General features: G+C 72.0%; 3 protein-coding genes. 1 reads left to right on the plus strand and 2 read right to left on the minus strand.

Annotation, left to right across the window (positions count from 1 at the left end; all coding sequences use genetic code 11):
* Nucleotides 1–277: 277 nt before the first annotated feature.
* Together CCN29_RS27140 and CCN29_RS27145 are read right to left on the minus strand one after the other, a co-directional pair.
* Nucleotides 278–1,015 carry a 3'-5' exonuclease gene (locus tag CCN29_RS27140; RefSeq protein WP_031020397.1) on the minus strand — a complete coding sequence of 246 codons (738 nt, stop codon included), beginning with the start codon at nt 1,013–1,015 and terminating at the stop codon, nt 278–280.
* 132 nt (nt 1,016–1,147) lie between these two features.
* On the minus strand, nt 1,148–2,389 hold the full coding sequence (locus CCN29_RS27145; protein ID WP_442538507.1) for a DUF5919 domain-containing protein: 1,242 nt from the start codon (nt 2,387–2,389) through the stop codon (nt 1,148–1,150).
* A gap of 309 nt (nt 2,390–2,698) precedes the next feature.
* On the opposite strand from CCN29_RS27145, the gene glgX reads away from it, so the two are divergent.
* A partial coding sequence (gene glgX / locus CCN29_RS27150) for a glycogen debranching protein GlgX (RefSeq protein ID WP_086685221.1) occupies nt 2,699–4,468 on the plus strand: 1,770 nt, incomplete at its 3' end.

Raw genomic sequence — 4,468 nt, forward strand, 5'->3', positions numbered from 1 at the left:
GGGGGCGTCCCCACGCCCGTGGAGGGAGGGCGCGCAAGGCCTCGCGTCCCTGGCACGATCCCGCGGGCAGGGCCCGTCGCCTTCCGTCCGGATCAGGCCGGCCGTGAGGCGCGGGGTGTCCCCGGCCGGCCTGATCCGGACGGAAGGCGACGGGCCCTGCCCGCGGGATCGTGCCAGGGACGCGAGGCCTTGCGCGCCCTCCCTCCACGGGCGTGGGGACGCCCCCAGCGGGTTCACGGCACCGCATCCTCCCCCGACTTGACCGCCCGGACGCGCCCTAGGTGAGCCCGGGCCGGACCGGCTCCCCCGCCGGTTCGCGCAGCGGCCAGCTGGGGTCGACCAGGGCGGCCGGGTCGCCCTTGCGGCGCAGGAAGTCCTGGAAGTCCGCCGCCCAGGCCGCGTACCACTCGATCTGACGGCGGTGCAGCTCCGCCGGGCCGAGGGCCGCGACCTTCGGGTGACGGTCGGCTATCGCGCAGGCCAGCTGGGCGGCGGCGAGGGCGTCGGCCGTCGCGTCGTGCGCCGCGTCGAGCCGCACGCCGTACTCCGCGCAGACCGCCTCAAGCGTGCGCTTGCCGCGGCGGTAGCGGTCGACGGCGCGGTCGATGGTGTACGGGTCGACGACCGGGGCCGGGTCGGCGCCGCCCAGGCGGTCGCGCAGGGACGGCAGTCCGTACCTCCGCAGCTCGGCGGAGAGCAGGCTCAGGTCGAACGAGGCGTTGTAGGCGACGACCGGGACGCCGGTCTTCCAGTAGGCGGCGAGGACGCCGGCGATGGCGTCGGCCACCTGGTCGGCGGGGCGGCCCTCGGCTGCCGCGCGCTCGTTGCTGATGCCGTGGACCGCGACCGCGTCGGCGGGGATCGGCACGCCCGGGTCGGCCAGCCACTCCCGGCGCCCCAGCGTCTCCCCCGCGCGGAGCTCGATCACGGCTCCCGTGACGATCCGCGCCTCGCGCGGATCCGTCCCCGTCGTCTCCAGGTCGAAGCCGATCAGCAGCTCCCGGTGCCAGCCCATGGGCTGCCCCCCTTCTGTGCGGTGCGTTCCCCCAGTGGCTCTCACCCTCGCACGCGCCACTGACAACCAGAGGATCGCATTCCGTTTCCCGGGCGGACCGGGCGGCCCCGGAACCCGCGCGGACCCGGAGGTTCAGGACACCGGCCGTGAATCCGCCCACATCTGCTCGAACTCCTCGCGGTAGGTGGGGAAGAGGCCGCCCTCCTCGATCTCGCCCGGCTTGACCACCTTCGTGCCGTTGCGCAGCACCAGCACCGGCGCCTCCATGCCGCGGGTGCGGCGCAGATGGTTCTGCACCACGGCGATGCCGTCCGAGCCGTCGCCGTCGACCAGGTAGGCGGTGCAGCGCGGCGTCTCGTCGTAGACCTGGATCTCGAAGGCGCCCGGGTCCCGCAGCCGGGACCGCACCCGGCGCATGTGGAGGATGTTCATCTCCACGGACCGGCCCAGCTCGCCCCGTTTGATGCCCAGTTCGCGCTCGCGCCGCTTGACCGCGCTGGAGGCCGGGTTGAGGAACAGCAGCCGCACCCGGCAGCCGGACTCGGCCAGCCGCACCAGGCGGCGGCCGGAGAAGTTCTGCACGAGCAGGTTCAGGCCGATGCCGACCGCGTCGAGCCGCCGGGCCCCGCCGAACATGTCCTCGGCGGGGAACTGGCGCAGCAGCCGCACCCGGTCCGGGTGCACGGCGACCACGTCCGCGTACCGGTCGCCGACCAGGTCCTCGACCGCGTCCACCGGCAGCCGGCGCGCCGAGGGCACGTCGCCGCCCGCGCCGAGCATCTCCAGCAGCCGCGCGGAGGCCCGCTCGGCCTGGTTCAGCACCGTCTCGGACAGCGCCCGGTTGCGGGAGACCACGTTGCGGGTGACCTCCAGCTCGTCCAGGGCCAGCTCGACGTCCCGGCGGTCGTCGAAGTACGGCTCGAAGCAGGGCCAGTGCTGCACCATCAGCTCGCGCAGCTGCGGCAGGGTGAGGAACGACAGCACGTTGTCGTCGGCCGGATCGAGCAGGTAGCCCTTGCGGCGGCTGACCTCGCGCACGGCGACCGCGCGCTGCACCCATTCCTGTCCGGCGGGCCCGGCGGCGGCGACCACCCAGTCGTCGCCGTGCACGGGCTCGTAGATCGGCCGCAGTACGGCGGCGACGACCGCGCGCAGCCGCTGCTCGACCAGGTTCAGCCAGATGTAGGCCCGGCCGGCCCGCTGCGCGCGCGTGCGCACCTCGCGCCACGCGTCCGCGCCCCAGTCCAGCTCCGGCCCGATCGCACCCGCGTCCATCGGCCGCGCCAGGGACACCGCACCGGGCGGGACGTCCGTGGAGCCGCTCCCCTCGTGACCGTCGTCACCAGGGGGCAGTTCCAGCCCTCCCGAGCCCACCCGCGCACCGCCTTCCAGTCCCCCGAGCACTCCCGTCCAACGATCAAGGAGAGTACTCCGCATGCGGTGCGCGGTGCAGCCCGATGGGCAGGGTCGTTTCCCAACTTCCCCGTACGGGGCGACCGTTCCGCCTCCGCGTGCCGACAGGTGAGCAGGTTCACAGCATCCGGCGGGGAAGGTGCGGCCGTCGGCAGGCGGGGCATGGGTAGAGGGTGGACCCGCCCTTGATCCCGCCCGTTCGGGGAGACACGGGGACACTCGGAGCCAACGCGCCCCCACCGGCGCCGTACACCTGAAAGAGTCGAGTCCATGCAGGTCTGGCCTGGCGAGGCGTATCCGCTCGGTGCCACGTACGACGGCGCCGGAACGAATTTCGCGGTCTTCACGGAGGCCGCGGACCGAGTAGAGCTGTGTCTGCTGCACGACGACGGCTCCGAGACCGCGGTCGAGCTGCGGGAGAGCGACGCGTTCGTGCGGCACGCGTACCTGCCCGGGGTCATGCCCGGGCAGCGGTACGGCTTCCGTGTGCACGGGCCGTACGCCCCCGAGCGGGGGCTGCGCACCAACAGCGCGAAACTGCTGCTGGATCCGTACGCGCGTGCGATCAGCGGCTCGATCCAGTGGGGCGAGGAGGTCTACGGCTACCACTTCGACGACCCGGACCGGCGCAACGACCTCGACTCGGCGCCGCACACCATGACGTCGGTCGTGGTCAACCCCTACTTCGACTGGGGGGACGACCGGAGCCCCCGGACGGAGTACCACCACACGGTGATCTACGAGGCCCACGTCAAGGGTCTCACCATGCGCCACCCGGGACTGCCCGAGGAGCTGCGCGGCACCTACGCGGGCCTGGCGCACCCGGCGATCATCGAACACCTGACGGAACTGGGCGTCACCGCGCTGGAGCTGATGCCGGTGCACCAGTTCGTGAACGACCACCGGCTGGTCGACATGGGGCTCAACAACTACTGGGGCTACAACACCATCGGCTTCTTCGCCCCGCACAACGCCTACGCGTCCTGGGGCGACCGCGGCCAGCAGGTGCTGGAGTTCAAGTCGGCGGTGAAGGCGCTGCACGAGGCGGGGATCGAGGTGATCCTCGACGTGGTCTACAACCACACCGCCGAGGGCAACCACCTGGGCCCCACACTGTCCTTCAAGGGCCTCGACAACCCCTCGTACTACCGGCTGACCGACGACCCCCGCTACTACATGGACACCACGGGCACCGGGAACTCGCTGCTGATGCGGTCCCCGCACGTGCTCCAGATGATCATGGACTCGCTGCGGTACTGGGTCACCGAGATGCATGTCGACGGGTTCCGCTTCGACCTCGCGGCGACACTGGCCCGCCAGTTCCACGAGGTGGACCGGCTGTCGTCGTTCTTCGACCTGGTGCAGCAGGACCCGGTGGTCTCCCAGGTGAAGCTGATCGCCGAGCCCTGGGACGTCGGCGAGGGCGGCTACCAGGTGGGCAACTTCCCGCCGCTGTGGACCGAGTGGAACGGCAAGTACCGGGACACCGTGCGGGACCTGTGGCGGGGCGAGCCGCGCACGCTCGCGGAGTTCGCCTCCCGGCTGACCGGCTCGTCGGACCTCTACCAGGACGACGGGCGCCGCCCGCTCGCCTCCATCAACTTCGTCACCTGCCACGACGGCTTCACCCTGCACGACCTCGTGTCGTACAACGACAAGCACAACGAGGCCAACGGGGAGGACAACCGGGACGGCGAGAGTCACAACCGGTCCTGGAACTGCGGGGCCGAGGGCGACACCGACGACCCGGACGTGCTGCGGCTGCGCGCCCGGCAGATGCGGAACTTCATCGCCACGCTGATGCTCTCCCAGGGCGTGCCGATGATCAGCCACGGCGACGAGCTGGCCCGCACCCAGCGCGGCAACAACAACGCCTACTGCCAGGACAACGAGCTGGCGTGGGTGGCCTGGCCGGAGGGCGAGGACGCGGACACCACGCTGCTGGAGTTCACGCGCGCGATGGTGTGGCTGCGCAAGGACCACCCCGTCTTCCGCCGCCGCCGCTTCTTCCACGGGCGTCCCGTGGAAGAAGCGGCGGCG

This window comes from Streptomyces pseudogriseolus (genome assembly GCA_002154585.1).
Lineage (GTDB): Bacteria > Actinomycetota > Actinomycetes > Streptomycetales > Streptomycetaceae > Streptomyces > Streptomyces pseudogriseolus.

Excerpts from the sequence above, each read along its gene's own strand:
- CCN29_RS27140 (WP_031020397.1), bottom strand. The coding sequence starts at position 1,015 with ATGGGCTGGCACCGGGAGCTGCTGATCGGCTTCGACCTGGAGACGACG.